Source organism: Streptomyces sp. MMG1533, assembly GCF_001279775.1.
GTDB lineage: Bacteria > Actinomycetota > Actinomycetes > Streptomycetales > Streptomycetaceae > Streptomyces.
In genome coordinates this window covers 18,328-33,192 of the sequence record NZ_LGDG01000286.1, presented here as the reverse complement: position 1 = coordinate 33,192, position 14,865 = coordinate 18,328, and the positions used below count along the sequence as shown (strand labels likewise).

16 protein-coding genes are annotated in these 14,865 nt (G+C 69.8%); 9 read left to right on the top strand and 7 right to left on the bottom strand.

Going from position 1 to position 14,865, the window contains the following annotated elements:
- From ADK57_RS45320 to ADK57_RS45310, 3 genes are all read left to right on the top strand, one after another.
- On the top strand, nucleotides 1-1,240 hold a 1,240-nt coding region (locus tag ADK57_RS45320; RefSeq protein WP_159050248.1), incomplete at its 5' end, for a S1C family serine protease.
- Nucleotides 1,241-1,505: 265 nt separating this feature from the next.
- The gene (locus ADK57_RS45315) at nucleotides 1,506-1,949 is read left to right on the top strand and encodes a sec-independent translocase (protein WP_053755640.1); all 444 of its coding nucleotides are present in this window, start codon (nucleotides 1,506-1,508) and stop codon (nucleotides 1,947-1,949) included.
- A gap of 224 nt (nucleotides 1,950-2,173) precedes the next feature.
- Nucleotides 2,174-2,830 (top strand): hypothetical protein, encoded by a 657-nt coding sequence (locus ADK57_RS45310; protein ID WP_053755639.1) that lies wholly within the window; start codon nucleotides 2,174-2,176, stop codon nucleotides 2,828-2,830.
- Nucleotides 2,831-2,931: 101 nt separating this feature from the next.
- Here the strand turns inward: ADK57_RS45310 and ADK57_RS45305 are convergent, their stop codons facing one another.
- From ADK57_RS45305 to ADK57_RS45295, 3 genes are read right to left on the bottom strand one after another with little or no spacing between them, the layout of a single operon-like run.
- Nucleotides 2,932-4,065, bottom strand: a complete 1,134-nt coding sequence (locus ADK57_RS45305; protein ID WP_053755638.1) for an Mrp/NBP35 family ATP-binding protein — start codon at nucleotides 4,063-4,065, stop codon at nucleotides 2,932-2,934.
- 42 nt (nucleotides 4,066-4,107) lie between these two features.
- Nucleotides 4,108-4,704 (bottom strand): DUF1003 domain-containing protein, encoded by a 597-nt coding sequence (locus ADK57_RS45300; RefSeq protein ID WP_053755637.1) that lies wholly within the window; start codon nucleotides 4,702-4,704, stop codon nucleotides 4,108-4,110.
- Nucleotides 4,694-5,980: a magnesium transporter MgtE N-terminal domain-containing protein gene (locus ADK57_RS45295; protein ID WP_053755636.1), complete on the bottom strand. Its 1,287-nt coding sequence runs from the start codon at nucleotides 5,978-5,980 to the stop codon at nucleotides 4,694-4,696. The genes ADK57_RS45300 and ADK57_RS45295 overlap by 11 nt, the downstream gene beginning before the upstream one ends.
- A 223-nt stretch (nucleotides 5,981-6,203) precedes the next feature.
- On the opposite strand from ADK57_RS45295, the gene ADK57_RS45290 reads away from it, so the two are divergent.
- Nucleotides 6,204-6,959, top strand: a complete 756-nt coding sequence (locus ADK57_RS45290) for a hypothetical protein (protein WP_053755635.1) — start codon at nucleotides 6,204-6,206, stop codon at nucleotides 6,957-6,959.
- A 3-nt stretch (nucleotides 6,960-6,962) separates the two neighbouring features.
- On the opposite strand, the gene ADK57_RS45285 is transcribed toward ADK57_RS45290, so the two are convergent.
- Nucleotides 6,963-7,475 carry a hypothetical protein gene (locus tag ADK57_RS45285; protein ID WP_053755634.1) on the bottom strand — a complete coding sequence of 171 codons (513 nt, stop codon included), beginning with the start codon at nucleotides 7,473-7,475 and terminating at the stop codon, nucleotides 6,963-6,965.
- Between the two features lie 24 nt (nucleotides 7,476-7,499).
- Nucleotides 7,500-8,621 carry a magnesium and cobalt transport protein CorA gene (locus tag ADK57_RS45280; protein ID WP_053755633.1) on the bottom strand — a complete coding sequence of 374 codons (1,122 nt, stop codon included), beginning with the start codon at nucleotides 8,619-8,621 and terminating at the stop codon, nucleotides 7,500-7,502.
- A 474-nt stretch (nucleotides 8,622-9,095) separates the two neighbouring features.
- Here ADK57_RS45280 and ADK57_RS45275 point away from each other — a divergent pair, with 474 nt between their 5' ends.
- On the top strand, nucleotides 9,096-9,680 hold the full coding sequence (locus ADK57_RS45275; RefSeq protein ID WP_053755632.1) for a suppressor of fused domain protein: 585 nt from the start codon (nucleotides 9,096-9,098) through the stop codon (nucleotides 9,678-9,680).
- A gap of 75 nt (nucleotides 9,681-9,755) precedes the next feature.
- Here ADK57_RS45275 and ADK57_RS45270 read toward each other — a convergent pair whose 3' ends face one another.
- Nucleotides 9,756-10,991 carry an MFS transporter gene (locus ADK57_RS45270; RefSeq protein WP_053755631.1) on the bottom strand — a complete coding sequence of 412 codons (1,236 nt, stop codon included), beginning with the start codon at nucleotides 10,989-10,991 and terminating at the stop codon, nucleotides 9,756-9,758.
- 161 nt (nucleotides 10,992-11,152) lie between these two features.
- Here ADK57_RS45270 and ADK57_RS45265 point away from each other — a divergent pair, with 161 nt between their 5' ends.
- The 3 genes from ADK57_RS45265 to ADK57_RS45255 all read left to right on the top strand — a co-directional run bounded on the left by ADK57_RS45265 (nucleotide 11,153) and on the right by ADK57_RS45255 (nucleotide 13,471).
- Nucleotides 11,153-11,794: a DUF6758 family protein gene (locus ADK57_RS45265; RefSeq protein ID WP_053755630.1), complete on the top strand. Its 642-nt coding sequence runs from the start codon at nucleotides 11,153-11,155 to the stop codon at nucleotides 11,792-11,794.
- 130 nt (nucleotides 11,795-11,924) lie between these two features.
- Complete coding sequence (locus ADK57_RS45260; protein WP_053755629.1) at nucleotides 11,925-12,782, top strand: PHP domain-containing protein; 858 nt, start codon at nucleotides 11,925-11,927, stop codon at nucleotides 12,780-12,782.
- Between the two features lie 83 nt (nucleotides 12,783-12,865).
- On the top strand, nucleotides 12,866-13,471 hold the full coding sequence (locus ADK57_RS45255; protein ID WP_053755628.1) for a MarC family protein: 606 nt from the start codon (nucleotides 12,866-12,868) through the stop codon (nucleotides 13,469-13,471).
- An 85-nt stretch (nucleotides 13,472-13,556) separates the two neighbouring features.
- On the opposite strand, the gene ADK57_RS49665 is transcribed toward ADK57_RS45255, so the two are convergent.
- Nucleotides 13,557-13,709, bottom strand: a complete 153-nt coding sequence (locus ADK57_RS49665) for a hypothetical protein (RefSeq protein ID WP_107055985.1) — start codon at nucleotides 13,707-13,709, stop codon at nucleotides 13,557-13,559.
- A 230-nt stretch (nucleotides 13,710-13,939) separates the two neighbouring features.
- Here ADK57_RS49665 and ADK57_RS45250 point away from each other — a divergent pair, with 230 nt between their 5' ends.
- Complete coding sequence (locus tag ADK57_RS45250; protein ID WP_053755641.1) at nucleotides 13,940-14,833, top strand: NYN domain-containing protein; 894 nt, start codon at nucleotides 13,940-13,942, stop codon at nucleotides 14,831-14,833.
- The last annotated feature ends 32 nt before the right edge of the window (nucleotides 14,834-14,865 follow it).

Here is a 14,865-nt window from a genome sequence, read left to right as displayed (position 1 = left end):
CTCGTACGCCGACGCCTCACCCCCCTCCGCCCCCTGGCAGAACTACGACCCTTGGGCCCCGCTCCCCGCCGCCCCCCTCCAGCAGAACGGCGCGGCCGTCACCACCGAGAACCAGCGGCGCGGGCGGGTGAGGAAGGCGCTCGTCGGTGGGGCCGTGCTGCTCGCTCTCGTGTCCGGGGGTGTCGGTGGCGCCGTAGGGACGTATCTGGAGCGCAATGGCGGGGTCGGCGGCGTGCAGCTGCCGCAGGCCGGGGCGGAGCCGGCCGGGCGGGCTCCGGACAGCGTGGCCGGGATCGCCGCGCGGGCGCTGCCCAGCGTGGTGACCCTGCATGTGAGCGGGGCCGAGGAATCCGGTACCGGTACCGGATTCGTGCTCGACGACCGCGGCCACATCCTCACCAACAACCACGTCGTCGAACCCGCCGCCTCCGGCGGTGGGACGGGCGAGATATCCGTGACGTTCCACAGCGGCGACACCGCCAAGGCCACCGTCGTCGGCCGGGACAGCGGCTACGACCTCGCCGTCGTCAAGGTCAGCGGGGTGAGCGGTCTCGAGCCCCTGACCCTGGGCAACTCCGACAACGTCCAGGTCGGCGACCCGGTCGTCGCCATCGGCGCCCCCTTCGACCTGGAGGGCACCGTCACCTCCGGCATCATCAGCGCCAAGGAGCGCCCCATCACAGCCGGCGGCGAGAGCGGCGACGGGAGTGATGTCTCGTATGTCGATGCGCTGCAGACCGACGCGCCCATAAATCCCGGCAACTCCGGCGGACCGCTCCTCGACTCCCGGGCCCGTGTCATCGGCATCAACTCCGCGATCCGATCCGCCGACAGCGGCTCCGACCCGGACGGCGGCCAGGCGGGTTCGATAGGCCTCGGTTTCGCCATACCGATCAACCAGGGCAAGCGCGTCGCCGAGGAGTTGATCAACACCGGCAGGGCGACGCACCCGGTGATCGGCGTCACCCTCGACATGGACTACGCCGGCGACGGGGCCCGCGTGGGAACCAAGAGCGGCGACGGCGGCCCCGCGGTCACCGTCGGCGGCCCCGGCGACCGGGCCGGCATCGAGGCCGGCGACGTCATCACCGCGGTCGACGGCCAGCGCGTCCACTCCGGCGAGGAGCTCATCGTCAAGACCCGCGCCCACCGCCCCGGCGACCGCCTGGAACTCACCGTGGAGCGCGACGGCAAGGAGAGGGCGATCTCGCTGGTCCTCGGATCGTCCGACGGCGGCTGAGAGGCCGTCCACGACACCGGGCGCCCCCCGGGACAGCCGTGGACGAGACTCACAGAAACATCACAGAAGAGGGTCCGGAAACAGCCCGATCAGCGGCTCCACAAGGCAAACAACCCGGAAAACCCCACACGTACCCGCACTCGGAGGGCTCGGGACAGTACCGGTCGTACGGGATCGCCGGGTACCGTGGACCCGGCCCGGACCCACGGAAGACCCGCACAGACCACCGAGGGCCGAGGACCGAGGACATCGCAAGGAGCTTCAGGTGTTCAATGACATAGGACCGCTCGAGCTGATCACGCTCGTTGTCCTCGCCGTGCTCGTCTTCGGTCCGGACAAGCTCCCGAAGGTCATCCAGGACGTCACGCGGACCATCCGCAAGATCCGCGAGTTCTCGGAGAGCGCCAAGCAGGACATCCGGAGCGAACTGGGCCCGGAGTTCAAGGACTTCGAGTTCGAGGACCTCAACCCCAAGACGTTCATCCGCAAGCAGATGGACAACGACGAACTGGGGCTCAAGGAGATTCGCAACGGCTTCGACCTGAAGAAGGAGATGGCCGAGGTCACGGACGTGGTTCACGGCCGCGACAGCGACTCCTCCTCTTCGTCTTCGTCCTCGTCCGGTTCCTCCTCCGGCGGCAGCGTCGACATGACGAAGAAGCCCGAGACGCCCGACGAGCGCCCGCCGTACGACGCGGACGCCACCTGATCCGTGCGCCCGGTGCGCACATCCCGCCGCACGTGACGCGTTTCATACGCCGGAGTGGCCCCGCACGGCCTGAACCCACCCTCTGAGCGACCCACGCGTCGGGCGCTTTCCCGGCTGCTCGGAGCGGGGTGGCTATGCTGCCGAGTTGTTGTGCGGAGCGGACGAGTACGCCCGAAGGGGGGCGGGCCGTTCGATCCGACGAGAACGAGGAGGCGTCCGGTCACATGGAGACGACGAGTCGGGCAGTCGCGCAGGCGCCGGTCACGGAGGGCGGACAACAGGTCCCCTCCGCCCGGCGCACGGTCGACGGCTACCTGCTGGCGCCCTTCCCGTGGTACGGCCTCGACGAGGCCTTCACGGGGCCGCGCTGGCTGATGCAGGTCGGTACGGCGGCCGACGGGGCCGTGGAGCACGGTTCGATCGGACACGGCGACGAGCCCTCCGTGCGGAACGAAGGCACGGAGGACAAGGAGAAGTTCGCGGTGGTGGTCACCGTGGCGGCCAATCCGGTGCGGCGCAGTGCGGACGGCACGGGCCTCCTGGAGGCCACGTCGGTGTCCTCGGCGGCCTGGCTGGCAGGGGTCGGGCTGCTGTCCTTCACCTGGCCCGGCCAGATGGACCACAGCCTGCGTGACGACTGGCTGGACCAGCAGACCGAGACGGCCTGGGCCCTCGCGGACGACCTGGACGGCGACGACTGGTCGACGCTGTCCCTTCCCGTGGACGGCGTGCCGACGCCCTTCCACTACCGCGAGTCCGAGTTCGGCTGGGTGCTGGCCGGGTCGACTCAGGAGGGGGTGCACGTGGGGGCGTACGGGAGAGGCATGAGCGCGTACGGGCTCGGCTTCGCCATGATCAAGGACATCAGCGCCTACGCATAGCCGCTGGTACGACGATGGGGGCGCCGTCTCATGGACGGCGCCCCCATCGTCGTACAAAAGCCTCGTACGAGATCCTCGTGCGCAATCTCTCCTGAGGAGAGCTAGAACTTGTTGCGCGGGGTGATCCCCAGCGACAGTCCCGAAAGACCCCGCTGCCGCCCCCCGAGCTTCCCCGCGATCGCCCGCAGGGCCGAGCCCGCCGGGGAGTCCGGGTCGGTCAGGACGACCGGCTTGCCCTCGTCGCCGCCCTCGCGGAGGCGGACGTCGATGGGGATGCTGCCGAGGACCGGCACCGAAGTGCCCGTCGTGCGGGTCAGGCCGTCGGCCACCGACTGGCCGCCGCCCGTGCCGAAGACGTCGACCATCTCGCCGCAGTGCGGGCACGGAAGGCCGGACATGTTCTCCACCACGCCGACGATCTTCTGATGGGTCTGGACGGCGATGGAGCCCGCGCGCTCGGCCACCTCGGCCGCCGCCTGCTGAGGCGTCGTCACGACCAGGATCTCGGCGTTCGGGACCAGTTGGGCCACGGAGATGGCGATGTCGCCCGTGCCGGGCGGCAGGTCGAGCAGCAGCACGTCCAGGTCGCCCCAGTAAACGTCCGCCAGGAACTGCTGGAGCGCCCGGTGGAGCATCGGGCCGCGCCACACCACCGGGGCGTTGCCCGGGGTGAACATGCCGATGGAGATGACCTTCACGCCGTTCGCGGACGGCGGCATGATCATGTTCTCGACCTGGGTGGGACGGCCGTCGGCGCCCAGCATGCGCGGCACGCTGTGGCCGTAGATGTCGGCGTCCACGACACCGACCTTCAGGCCGTCCGCGGCCATCGCCGCCGCCAGGTTCACCGTGACCGACGACTTTCCGACGCCGCCCTTGCCGGAGGCGACCGCGTACACGCGGGTCAGCGAGCCCGGTTTGGCGAAGGGGACCTCGCGCTCGGTCTGGCCACCGCGCAGCGCGGTCGCCAGTTCCTTGCGCTGCTCGTCGCTCATGACGTCGAGTTCGACGTCGACGCGGGTGACGCCCTCGACCGCCGAGACCGCATCCGTCACGCGCTGCGTGATCGTTTCGCGCATGGGGCAGCCGGAGACCGTCAGGTACACGGCGACCGCGACCGCTCCGTCCGCGCCGATCTCCACGGACTTGACCATCCCCAGTTCGGTGATGGGTCGGTTGATCTCGGGGTCGTTCACCGTCGCCAGTGCTTCACGCACCGCGTCTTCGCTAGCCATAGGACGATGGTACGGCGCCGCGCCAGGGGCCCGGGATGCCCGTCACCGGTCGTCTACGTCACGTACCCGCGACCGTTCTGCCGGGAATACGACATGCCCGTCGTGCCGCTCGTCCAGTTCCTTCACCAGGTCCTGCAGTTCGGAGCGGATCCAGTCGCGGGTCGCCACCTCGCCGAGGCCGATCCTGAGCGAGGCGATCTCGCGGGTCAGGTACTCGGTGTCCGCGATCGACCGCTCGCTCGCCTTGCGGTCCTGTTCGAGGTTGACCCGGTCGCGGTCGTCCTGCCGGTTCTGCGCCAGCAGGATCAGGGGGGCCGCGTAGGAGGCCTGGAGCGACAGCATCAGCGTCAGGAAGATGAACGGGTAGTTGTCGAAGCGCAGGTCACGCGGCGCGAAAATGTTCCACAGGACCCACAGGATGATGACGATCGTCATCCAGACGATGAACCGTCCGGTGCCCAGGAAGCGCGCGATGCGCTCCGACAGCCGCCCGAAGGCCTCCGGGTCCCACTCGGGCAGGAGCCGGCGCCGGGGCGGGCGCGGCTGGTCGAGACGGGGGCGGGTGCGGGTGGTGGCGGTCGCGCCCGCCAGGGTCCGCTCCCGGGCGGCCTCGCGGGTGCTCTCGCGCTCAGGAACCATCGGGGGCCACCTCCTCGCCCTCGTCGAGATGGAACTCGGTCTCCCGCCAGTCGTCGGGCAGCATGTGGTCCAGCACGTCGTCCACGGTCACCGCGCCCAGCAGCGACCCGGCCTCGTCGACGACGGGCGCCGCGACCATGTCGTACGTCGCGAAGAACCCGGCGACGACGGGCAGCGCCGCGTCCGGCGCCAGGGACTGCAGGTCGTCGTCGAGCATCGAGCTGACCAGCGTGTACGGAGGGTCGCGCAGCAGTCGTTGGAAGTGGACCGTGCCGAGGTACTTGCCGGTCGGGGTCTCGTCGGGCGGCCGGCAGACATAGACCTGGGCGGCGAGGGCGGGGGAGAGGTCGGGGTTGCGGACGCGGGCGAGGGCGTCGGCGACCGTCGCGTCGGGCCGCAGCACGATCGGCTCGGTCGTCATCAGACCGCCGGCCGTGTGCTCCTCGTACGCCAGCAGGCGCCGCATGTCGGCCGCGTCGGCGGGCTTCATCAGGCTCAGCAGCCGCTCCTGGTCGTCCTTCGGCAGCTCGGAGAGCAGGTCGGCCGCGTCGTCCGGGTCCATCGCCTCCAGGACGTCGGCGGCCCGTTCCTCCTTCAGCTTGCCGAGGATCTCGATCTGGTCGTCCTCCGGCAGCTCTTCGAGTACGTCGGCCAGGCGGTCGTCGTCGAGGGCGGCGGCGACCTCGGCGCGCCGCTTGGGGGAGAGGTGGTGCAGGACGTTGGCGAGGTCGGCGGGGCGCAGCTGCTCGAAGGTGGCCAGGAGGCTCTCGGCGCCCTGTCCGTGTTCCTCCAGGGAGAAGCCGGTGACGGCGGACCACTCGACGGTGAGGGTCTCGCCCTTGCGCCGGAAGGCGCCGCCCTTGCCGCCCTTGCGGACGAAGACACGGTCGATCTCCCAGTCCCGGCGGGCCGGCAGCTGCTGCACCGACACGTCGAGGACCGTGACCTCCTCGCGGGTCTCGACGAGCGTGACGCGCCGGTCGAGGAGCTCCCCGAAGACGAGCCGCTCGGTGGGCCGCTGTTCGAAGCGGCGGACGTTGAGCACGCCGGTGGTGATGACCTGGCCGGACTGGATGCCGGTGACCCGGGTGATGGGCAGGAAGATGCGGCGCCGCGTGGCGAGTTCGACGACCAGGCCGAGCAGGCGCGGCGGCCGCCGTCCGACGCGCAGCATGACGACCAGGTCGCGCAGGCGGCCGACCTGGTCGCCGGCCGGGTCGAAGACGGCGACGTCGGCGAGGTGCGAGACGAAGATCCGGGGAGCGCCCGCTGCCATGGCTGTGCTTCCTTTTCGTGCGGGGTTCGTGCGGAGTTGCATCCTGGGCCGCTGGGTGGGTCTCTTTTCCGAATTGCCCGCTCGGGTGGGCTTCAGGCTAGCCCGTCCCGATCGGATACGCCCTGGTGAGGGGTCCGGACGGACTGGCTCCGCCCGGGCCCCCGGGCCCCGGTACGCTGCCGTACGCCGCTGAAGCTCCCTCGTCAGAAAGGCAGCCCCACCTGTGACTGTGATTCCCCGGCGCCGTACCCGCAGGGCCGCACTGGTGGGCGCGCTGTCCGCCCTCGTCGTGACGGGGGCGGGCCTGACGGGATGCAGCGAGGATCCGGACGCGGGGACCAACGGGGTCGGCAAGCTGCCGGCCGACCAGATCCAGTCCCGGACCCGTACCGCCGCCAAGTCCGCCACCGCGGTCCGGCTCGCCGGAAACGTGGTCGCCAGCGGACGGACGTACAAGCTCGACATGCGTCTGAAGTCCGACGGCGGCTCCGGCTCGGTCACCTCGGAGGGTGCGGCCTTCCAGCTGCTGCGGATCGGCGAGCAGCTCTTCCTCAAGGCGGACGCGGGCTTCTGGACCGACGCGGACGGCAAGGGCGACGGCTCCGACGCGGACGCGGCGGCGGCCGACAAGCTCGACGGCAAGTACGTGAAGGTGCCGCAGGGCGACCCCTCGTACAAGAAGTTCAGTGGCTTCACCGACATGGACGTCCTCCTCGACGGTCTGCTGACGCTGCACGGCACGCTGGACAAGGACGGCCACCACGAGCAGGCGGGCGTCCGCACCATCCGCATCACCGGCGACGACGGCTCCGGCGGCACGCTCGACGTCTCCCTGGAGGGCAAGCCGTATCCGCTGCGCCTGGTGCGGGCGGGCGGCGCGGGCACCCTGACCTTCTCGGCCTGGGGCAAGACCTTCGCCCTGACCGAGCCGGACAAGGACGAGACGGTGGACTACGGCAAGAAGCTGCCGACGTCGTAGGTGTCAGCGCCTCTTGCGCTTCTTCATGAGCAGGCGCGGCAGGCCGGCCGGCATCGGCTCACGCGTCGTCGCCGACGTCGGCAGCGGCGCCTGGGCCAGGTCGCCGTCGGGCAACGGTGACGTCGACCCGGTCGGCTCCAGGCGCAGTACCCGGCATTCACGGGCCCACCGCGCGGTCATGGCCTCGCCGTCCGGGGCGTTCAGCCGCTTGCCCTTGAGCTCCGCGACCGCCGCCTCCCACGCGGGTGACCCGGCCGTCAGCTCCACGACCTTCGCCGCCCAGGCGACCAGTCGGCCGCCCTTGTCCTTGCTGCGGACCGTGACCTGGGCCGTGGTCCCGTCGGCGAGCCCCGGCAGCGGCTGCTCGCCGGGCCCGTCCCCGACCAGACAGGCCGCGCCCTCGTGCCACACGTGCCACAGCGCGCGGGCCGGGCCGCCGGGACCCTCGACCCAGATGAGGCCGGACTTCTTCGTGGCCTCCTCGACGAGGGCCTGGTCGAGCAGCTCGCTAGTCATGGGCTCAGCCTATCCAGGGGTCTTTCACAGCCAGCCGTTGCGCTTCAGCGTGCGGTGGATGCCCAGACAGATCGCCACCGTGACCGACATGATCACGGGGTAGCCGAACTTCCAGTGCGTCTCGGGCATGTAGTCGAAGTTCATGCCGTAGACGCCACACACCATCGTCGGTACGGCGATGATCGCCGCCCAGGACGTGATCTTCCGCATGTCCTCGTTCTGGGCGACGGACGCCTGCGCGAGGTTGGCCTGGAGGATCGAGTTGAGGAGCTCGTCGAAGCCGAGGACCTGCTCCTGGACGCGGGCGAGGTGGTCGGCGACGTCCCGGAAGTACTTCTGGATGTCCGGGTCGACCAGCCGCATCGGCCGCTCGCTCAGCAGCTGCATGGGGCGCAGCAGCGGAGAGACGGCCCGCTTGAACTCCAGCACCTCGCGCTTGAGTTGGTAGATACCCGCCGAGTCGACACCGCGCGAGACGCCGCCCCGGCGGCCCGGCGAGAAGACCTCGGTCTCCACCTCGTCGATGTCGTCCTGCACCGCGTCCGCGACCGCGATGTAGCCGTCGACGACATGGTCGGCGATCGCGTGCAGCACCGCCGAGGGGCCCTTGGCGAGCAGCTCGGGGTCGTCCTGGAGGCGGTGGCGCAGCGCCCGCAGCGAGCCCTGGCCGCCGTGCCGGACGGTGATGAAGAAGTCCCGGCCGGTGAAGCACATGACCTCGCCGGTCTCGACGACCTCGCTGTTGGCGGTGAGCCGGTCGTGCTCGACGTAGTGGATGGTCTTGAACACGGTGAACAGGGAGTCGTCGTAGCGCTCCAGCTTGGGGCGCTGGTGGGCCTGCACCGCGTCCTCCACGGCCAGCGGGTGCAGCCCGAACTCGCTGGCGATACCCGAGAATTCGGCCTCGGTCGGCTCGTGCAGCCCGATCCACACGAAGCCCCCGTCGCGGCGCACCACGCGCATCGCCTCGTGCGGGGTGAGCGGCTTCGGCGTCTCGATGCGGGCGCCGTCGCGGTAGACGGCGCAGTCGACGACGGCGGACGGCGTCGAGGGGTCGCGGGTGGTGTCGTAGACGCTGCCGCTGTCCTTGCGCAGGGACACGCGGGACGGGCGGACCACGGCACGCAGGTCGCGGATCATCGACATGGCAGGCTCCTTCGTGACTGGCAACGAAAGGCCGCCGACGACGGTTGGAACTGCCCGGAATGGGGACGTCCTGACTGCGGATGTTTGGCACGTCCACAAAGCGGGGAGCACCGCACCGTCGCGGTGGCGAGCTTCGCTACTGATTCAGCTACTGCCTTGACTCGGGCAGTTCGGACAGATCAGGCAAAACGAACGAAGCGCTCTTCCGCGGTGAAGCGAGTGCGAGAGGTGGCAGCCAGCCAGAGCCAGAGCAGCTACATCAGCGGCGGGAAGAGCGGGTGCTACTGCACGGTCGACTTCGGTCCATTGCAGCCCCACCTCCTCCGGCCGGTCCCTCGTAAGGGAGTTCCATCGGCGTCGGGGCTTGATCGCGACGCTTCTGCGTGCTGCCCCGAACCACCGGGCAAGAGTATCAGCCGCCCGAAGTGTCAAGGCGCTGCTTTGCCCGGTACTGACGAGTTCTATGCTCGCGACATGGCTGATGTTCTTCCTCTCGTCGAGGCCCGGTTGCGCAGCGCCCTGGGCGAACCGGACGCGCGCGCGGCGGTCACCTTCCTCGGCACGGACCGCATCGAGGTGCTGCGTTTCCAGGAGGGGGACGTCGTCCGTTACGCCACGCTCGGGATGTCCGCCCAGCCGATGAGCGACCCCACCGCCGTGCTGGCCGACCCGGTCAAGGGCCCGCGCGCCGAGCTGATCCTTTCGGTGCGAAGCGGTCTCGCCGACACCGACAAGGCGCTCCGCCCGCTCGCCGTCCTCGGTGCGTCCCCGCAGGTCGAGGGCGTGGTGGTGGCCCCCGGCGCCTCCCTCGACGTCGGCGAGCCCCTGTGGCCCGGCGCCCCGTTCACCTCGGTGCTGGTCGCCGAGCCGGGCGGCCTGGTCGAGGACCTGGAACTCGACGAGCCCCTCGACCCCGTACGGTTCCTGCCGCTGCTCCCGATGACCCCGAACGAGGCCGCCTGGAAGCGGGTGCACGGCGCCCAGGCCCTCCAGGAGCGCTGGCTGACGAACGGGACGGACCTCAGGGATCCGTCCCGCAAGTCCGTCCCGCTGGAGTGATCGATCTCACCAACCGGTGGCCGGAAAGCGTCAGTTGGCTCGCTCGGCTCACTTGGCTCAGTCCGCTCAGTTGGCTCAGTTGGCGAACACGGTGACGCCGTCCTCGGCCGCGTGCTTCGGCTCCAGTTCCTCCGCGTCGTGCGTGAGTGCGTGGCGCCGTACGACGACCACGAGCGCGCCCAGCACCGCGGTGACCGCCGCGACCACGAACGGGATGTGGATGTTGCTCCACTCCTCGATCTTCGGCGCGAAGTAGGGAGCGGCGGCCGCCGCGAACCAGCGCACGAAGTTGTAGCCCGCGCTCGCCACGGGGCGCGGGGCGTCCGAGACGCCGAGGGCCAGCTCCGTGTAGACGGTGTTGTTCACGCCGATGAAGGCGCCGGACAGGATCGTGCAGACGATGGCGGCGGTGTGGTTGCCGTAGCCGAGGACGAGCACGTCGATCGCGAGCAGCACCAGCGAGCCGCCGAGCACCTTCAGCGAGCCGAACCGCGCCTGCATGCGCGGTGCCACGATCACCGAGAAGACGGCGAGCAGCACGCCCCAGGCGAAGAACACCGCACCCGACTTGTACGGGGTCATGTCCAGCACGAACGGCGTGAAGGCCAGCACGGTGAAGAACGTGTAGTTGTAGAAGAACGCCGAGACGGCGGCGGAGGCGAGCCCGCCGTGGCCGAGCGCCTTGATCGGGTCGAGCAGTGAGGTCTTCGTGGCCGGCTTCGGCTGCTCCTTCAGGAACGCCGTGATGCACAGGAAGCCGATCGCCATCAGGAAAGCGGTGCCGAAGAAGGGGTAGCGCCAGCTGGCGTCCCCGAGGAGTGCGCCCACCAGGGGCCCGCACGCCATGCCGAGGCCGAGGGCGGACTCGTACAGAAGGATCGCGGCCGCGCTTCCTCCGGCCGCCGCGCCGACGATGACCGCGAGGGCCGTCGAGACGAACAGTGCGTTGCCGAAACCCCAGCCGGCCCGGAAGCCGACGAGTTCGCCGACCGAGTTCGAGGTGCCCGACAGCGCCGCGAAGACCACGACCAGGGCGAGGCCGAGCAGCAGGGTCCTGCGGCCGCCGACGCGGCTGGAGACGAAGCCGGTGATCAGCATCGCGATCGCGGTGATCAGGAAGTACGACGTGAAGAGCAGCGAGACCTGGCCGGCGGTGGCGTCCAGGCCCGATGCGATGGACGGCAGGATCGGGTCGACGAGTCCGATGCCCATGAAGGCGACGACGGCCGCGCCGGCGGTCGCCCACACCGCCTTGGGCTGTCGCAGGATGCCCCCGGCTCCCGCGTCGAAGGGGTCCTTGGTGTCTCCCATCGTGTGCTCCCATCCCGACGAAGTTAGTTGGTATATACACACGATAAGTTAGCTCGGCTAATAAATGCAAGCTGCATCTAGTTTTCGCCGGTGAACGGCTTCCGCCCGGACGGGTGATCAGTCCTTGACGTGGGGGAGCAGGGGTAGGACCGTGGGGCCCTATGAGGGGCGAACCCAGTTGCCCGAAGTGTGGTGGCCGGGTCAGGGCTCCCGGACTCTTCGCCGATACCTGGCAGTGCGATGTGCACGGGACCGTGCACCCGGTGCAGCCCGTGATACCACCCAGCGTCGAGGCCCTCGGTGTCGTGGTGCACCGCACGCAGGTGCCGGTGTGGATGCCGTGGCCGCTGCCGGTCGGATGGCTGTTCACGGGCGTGGCCTGCGCGGGCGACGACCGCAGCGGCGGCCGTGCCACGGCCGTGGCGTGTTCCGGCCCCGGACCGCTCGGCGGCATGGGCGAGCTGATCCTGGTCGCCGAGGAGCTCGGCGTCGGCCTCGGTGCGCGGTACGCGGGCATCGACGGCCCTGACCCGGGGGCGTACATGAGCGTCGAGAAGCCGCCCCAGGCCAAGGTCCTCGCCGCCGGCCGCCCGACTCCGCTCTGGCATGTGGCCGGTGCGCCGGACGATCGGGCGGTGTTCGCGGGTGAGGCGCTCGGGTTGTGGCTGTGGGCGGTCGTGTGGCCCGAGCAGTCGGGGCTGCTGATGTATGACGAGCTGGTGCTGACGGATCTGCGGGATGCGGGCGCTGAGCTGGACTTGGTTCCTTGTGGGGCGCTGTCCCCGCGCTTGCTGGAACCCTAGGGATTCGCCAGGGCCGACCTGAGCGTTTATGTAGGGGGTGCTGTGTGGTTGCGGGTGTGACAGGGGAGCTCGTAAATCCGGTTATCCTTGAGCGTTCCCTTCCGTCCCGCCACCGCTTGGAGTCCGCGTCGTGCGCATCGACCTGCACACCCACTCCACCGCCTCCGACGGTACGGACGCCCCGGCCGAGCTGGTGCGCAATGCCGCCGCTGCCGGTCTGGACGTCGTCGCGCTGACCGATCACGACACCACCCGCGGGTATGCCGAGGCGATCGCCGCGCTGCCGGAGGGGCTCACTCTGGTCACCGGCGCCGAGCTGTCCTGCCGTATCGACGGCGTCTCCATGCACATGCTGGCCTACCTGTTCGACCCCGAGGAGCCGGCGCTGCTCGCCGAGCGTGAGCTGGTGCGGGACGACCGCGTGCCGCGGGCGCGGGCCATGGTGGCCAGGCTTCAGGAGCAGGGCGTCCCGGTCACCTGGGAGCAGGTCGCGCGGATCGCGGGTGACGGTTCGGTCGGACGCCCGCATGTGGCGACCGCGCTCGTCGAACTGGGTGTCGTACCGACGGTGAATGACGCCTTCACCCCGGACTGGCTGGCCGACGGCGGCCGGGCCTTCGTGGAGAAGCACGAGACCGACCCCTTCGAGGCGCTCCGGCTGATCAAGGGTGCGGGGGGCGTCGCCGTGTTCGCCCACCCGGGCGCGAGCAAGCGGGGGCGTACGGTCCCTGAGTCCGCGATCGCCGAGATGGCCGCGGCCGGGCTCGACGGCATCGAGGTCGACCACATGGACCACGACCCGGACACACGGGCGCGGCTGCGCGGCCTGGCCAAGGAGCTGGGGCTGCTGACCACCGGGTCCAGCGACTACCACGGCAGCCGGAAGACCTGCGTGCTCGGCGAGTACGTGACGGATCCCGAGGTGTACGGAGAGATCACGCGGCGGGCGACGGGTGCCTTCCCGGTGCCGGGGGCCGGCGGGGCCTGAGGGCCACGTCCCTCGTCGTTCACGACCTTCACGTCCCGCACGTCCCTCACGTCCCTGTCCGTTCGTCGCTCAGCAAGGCCCTCATGTTCGACCTCGCCGTCTTCGGCTCCCTGTTCCTGACCCTTTTCGTCATCATGGATCCCCCCGGGATCACCCCGATCTTCCTCGCGCTGACCTCCGGGCGCCCCGGCAAGGTGCAGAAGCGGATGGCGTTCCAGGCCGTCTGCGTGGCCGGCGGTGTCATCACCGTCTTCGGGCTGCTCGGGCACCAGATCCTCGACTATCTGCATGTGTCGGTGCCCGCGCTGATGATCGCGGGCGGGCTGCTGCTCCTGCTGATCGCGCTGGACCTGCTCACCGGCAAGACCGACGAGCCGAAGCAGACCAAGGACGTCAACGTCGCGCTCGTGCCGCTGGGCATGCCGCTGCTGGCAGGGCCGGGCGCCATCGTCTCGGTCATCCTCGCCGTGCAGAAGGCCGACAGCGTCGCCACGCAGGTGTCGGTGTGGGCGGCGATCCTCGCCATCCACGTCGTGCTGTGGCTGGTGATGCGGTACTCGCTGCTGATCATCCGGGTCATCAAGGACGGCGGCGTGGTCCTAGTGACGCGGCTCGCGGGCATGATGCTCTCCGCGATCGCCGTGCAGCAGATCATCAACGGGGTCACGCAGGTGATCCAGGGGAGCTGAGCTCGCCCCCGCCGGACATACGCAGAGCCCCCGTACGGCGTCGGTGCCGTACGGGGGCTCTGAAGTCTGTCGCGGGGATTCGCGGCTATGAGGCCGAGGTCTCGGCCGGGCGAATCCAGAGGCGCTGTCCTATGGCGGCGGCCTGCTGCACGATTCGGTTGACGGAGGCGGCGTCCACGACGGTGCTGTCCACGGGCGTGCCGTCGACATCGTCGAGTCGCATGATTTCGAAGCGCATTGGCTTCTCCCTTCGTCTGGTCATCCTCCTGAGGAGAACTACTTGCGTGGCGCCATGTGGTGCGGCGCCTTCCGTAGGTAGTCAACGGGATGCGTGTTACAAACATTCCCTACGCTAAAGAAAATTTTCGAACAGCTAATTACTGACCGGTAAGAGGTTCGGAACGGGTGTGAACGGGACTGACCGGGACCGGTTGTGTTCGTAGCGTGACCGCCGGGACAATGGTGGCGATGAACGACGACCTCGCGGCCCTCAGCGCCCGCATCGACCGCACCAACGAGCTGCTCCAGCGCATGCTCGCCGAGGTGGCGAAGACGCCCTCGACCCATGCGATCTTCGTCGACGCGGGATACCTGTACGCGGCCGCGGGGCGCCTGGTCGCAGGGACCGAGGACCGTCGCGCGTTCGACCTGGACGCCGAGGGGCTGATCGAGGCGCTCATCGACAGGGCGCGCACGATCTTCGCGGACAGCCGGCTGCTGCGGGTCTACTGGTACGACGGCGCGAGACGCCGCATCCACACCGCCGAGCAGCAGTCCGTCGCCGAACTCCCGGACGTCAAGGTCCGGCTGGGCAACCTGAACGCGAGCAACCAGCAGAAGGGCGTCGACTCCCTCATCCGCTCCGACCTGGAGTCCCTCGCCCGCCACCGCGCCATCAGCGACGCGGCACTCCTCGGCGGCGACGAGGACCTGGTCTCGGCGGTCGAGGCGGCCCAGGGGTACGGCGCGCGCGTCCACCTCTGGGGCATCGAGGCACCGGAGGGCCGCAACCAGGCCGAGCCCCTGCTCTGGGAGGTCGACAGCCAGCGCACCTTCGACCTCGACTTCTTCAAGCCGTACGTGTCCCGCCGCGCGGCCCTCGCCTACGAGTCGACGGCGTCCCGCCCCACCCGCGAGGACGTCCGCTTCGTCGGCGCGCAGATCGCGGCGAAGTGGCTGGCGGCAAGGGGCCGAGAGTCACTGGTGGAACTGCTGCCCGGCCACCCGTACCTCCCCGGTTCGGTGGACCAGGATCTCCTCGTCGAGGCGGAGGGCCTGCTGCAGTACTCGCTCCGCGGCCACGCCGACCTGAGGCGCGCGCTGCGGGACGGCTTCTGGGAGCACCTGCAGACGCAGTACTAGTCCTTACCGGTTCTTGGTGGCCATTGCCGATC

What these genes read in the sequence shown, in the direction of transcription:
- ADK57_RS45310 (WP_053755639.1), top strand. Translation starts at nt 2,174, where the DNA reads ATGGAGACGACGAGTCGGGCAGTCGCGCAGGCGCCGGTCACGGAGGGC.
- ADK57_RS45305 (WP_053755638.1), bottom strand. Translation starts at nt 4,065, where the DNA reads ATGGCTAGCGAAGACGCGGTGCGTGAAGCACTGGCGACGGTGAACGAC.
- ADK57_RS45300 (WP_053755637.1), bottom strand. Translation starts at nt 4,704, where the DNA reads ATGGTTCCTGAGCGCGAGAGCACCCGCGAGGCCGCCCGGGAGCGGACC.
- ADK57_RS45295 (WP_053755636.1), bottom strand. Translation starts at nt 5,980, where the DNA reads ATGGCAGCGGGCGCTCCCCGGATCTTCGTCTCGCACCTCGCCGACGTC.
- ADK57_RS45285 (WP_053755634.1), bottom strand. Translation starts at nt 7,475, where the DNA reads ATGACTAGCGAGCTGCTCGACCAGGCCCTCGTCGAGGAGGCCACGAAG.
- ADK57_RS45280 (WP_053755633.1), bottom strand. Translation starts at nt 8,621, where the DNA reads ATGTCGATGATCCGCGACCTGCGTGCCGTGGTCCGCCCGTCCCGCGTG.
- ADK57_RS45275 (WP_053755632.1), top strand. Translation starts at nt 9,096, where the DNA reads ATGGCTGATGTTCTTCCTCTCGTCGAGGCCCGGTTGCGCAGCGCCCTG.
- ADK57_RS45270 (WP_053755631.1), bottom strand. Translation starts at nt 10,991, where the DNA reads ATGGGAGACACCAAGGACCCCTTCGACGCGGGAGCCGGGGGCATCCTG.
- ADK57_RS45265 (WP_053755630.1), top strand. Translation starts at nt 11,153, where the DNA reads ATGAGGGGCGAACCCAGTTGCCCGAAGTGTGGTGGCCGGGTCAGGGCT.
- ADK57_RS45255 (WP_053755628.1), top strand. Translation starts at nt 12,866, where the DNA reads ATGTTCGACCTCGCCGTCTTCGGCTCCCTGTTCCTGACCCTTTTCGTC.
- ADK57_RS49665 (WP_107055985.1), bottom strand. Translation starts at nt 13,709, where the DNA reads ATGCGCTTCGAAATCATGCGACTCGACGATGTCGACGGCACGCCCGTG.
- ADK57_RS45250 (WP_053755641.1), top strand. Translation starts at nt 13,940, where the DNA reads ATGAACGACGACCTCGCGGCCCTCAGCGCCCGCATCGACCGCACCAAC.